Here is a 1350-nt window from a genome sequence, read left to right as displayed (position 1 = left end):
CATGGAGAGATACAAAAAAATGAAATATCTTACTCTACTATAAATCGATTATTAAAAAAACACAACCTTGTAGGAAAACAAATTGTGGCAACTCCAGAGAGAAAACGGTTTGCTCACGAGAAGGTAAACGTGTTGTGGCAGGCTGATTTATCCCATGGACCGTATGTGCCAGTCAATGGAAAAAGGAAAAAAACCTTTTTAATTGCCTATATTGATGATTGTTCTAGGTTGGTTCCATATGCGCAATTTTTCTCGTCAGAGAAGTTTGATGGTTTAAGAGAGGTTACGAAGGAAGCACTAATTCGGAGAGGAAAGCCAACTATTATTTATGCAGATAATGGCAAAATCTATCGATCTGAAACACTTCAATACGCTTGTGCTCAACTTGGAATTACTTTGGCTCATACTCAGCCCTACGATCCCCGTGCTAAGGGCAAAATTGAAAGGCTCTTTAAAACGATTCAAACAAGGTTTTATCCATTATTACTAGCTGAACCTGCCCGATCATTAGAGGAGTTGAATGAAAGGTTTTGGCGCTGGCTAGAGGAAAATTATCATCGAAGAGTTCATGCATCTTTAGACGGTAAAACGCCTCTTGATGTGTTTCACTCCCAACTAAAGGATATAACATTTTTGGAGGACTTGTCTATTCTTGATACCATCTTTTTGAAAAGAGAGCAGCGGAAAGTAAAGGCTGATAGTACGATAACCTTAAACAAACAACTCTACGAAGTACCTTCACGTTTTATCGGTCAATCTATTGATGTGAGGCTAGACGAAACAGGTGTCTATATATTTGAGGATGATAAGAAAGTGGCTGAAGCAGCTCCAGTATCCTTGAAAGATAATGCACATGCAAAACGGGTTCGGTCGCCATTTTCATTATCTCATAAGGGTGAAGTAAAGGAGGGAATAGATCATGTATAAATCCTTTTACTCCTTATCTCGGGACCCCTTTTCAAAAGATATACGACCTTCGGATGGGTTTCCTTCCAATGATTATCAAGGGGCATTAAGTGCACTAAATTATCTACAAAAATCAAAAGGAATGGGTCTCCTTATTGGAGATCCTGGTGTAGGAAAAACGTTTACCCTACGCTCCTTTAAGGAGTCACTGAATCCATCATTATATCATGTGGTTTATTTTCCACTTTCAACTGGTGGCGTAATGGATTTTTATCGAGGATTAGTTTACGGCTTGGGAGAGGAACCGAAATTCCGCAAAGTTGATCTTTTTAGGCAAATTCAACAAGGCATTGAACGAATGGCAGGAGAAAGAAAGATTACCCCTGTTTTCATTTTGGATGAGATGCATATGGCTAAAGATGCGTTTTTACAGGATATTGCCAT

2 protein-coding genes are annotated in these 1350 nt (G+C 38.9%); both read left to right on the top strand.

Features of this window, described 5'->3' with window-relative positions; all coding sequences use genetic code 11:
• A partial coding sequence (locus J2S19_RS23605) for a DDE-type integrase/transposase/recombinase (RefSeq protein WP_307347355.1) occupies nt 1-927 on the top strand: 927 nt, incomplete at its 5' end.
• Nucleotides 920-1350, top strand: a 431-nt coding sequence (locus J2S19_RS23600; protein ID WP_307347350.1) for an ExeA family protein, incomplete at its 3' end; no start/stop codon positions are given. The genes J2S19_RS23605 and J2S19_RS23600, both read left to right, overlap by 8 nt.

It is taken from the genome of Metabacillus malikii, assembly GCF_030813355.1.
GTDB classification, from domain to species: Bacteria; Bacillota; Bacilli; order Bacillales; family Bacillaceae; genus Metabacillus; species Metabacillus malikii.
The sequence above is the reverse complement of the archived record's forward strand: the minus strand, read 5'-3'. Positions and strand labels throughout refer to the sequence as shown.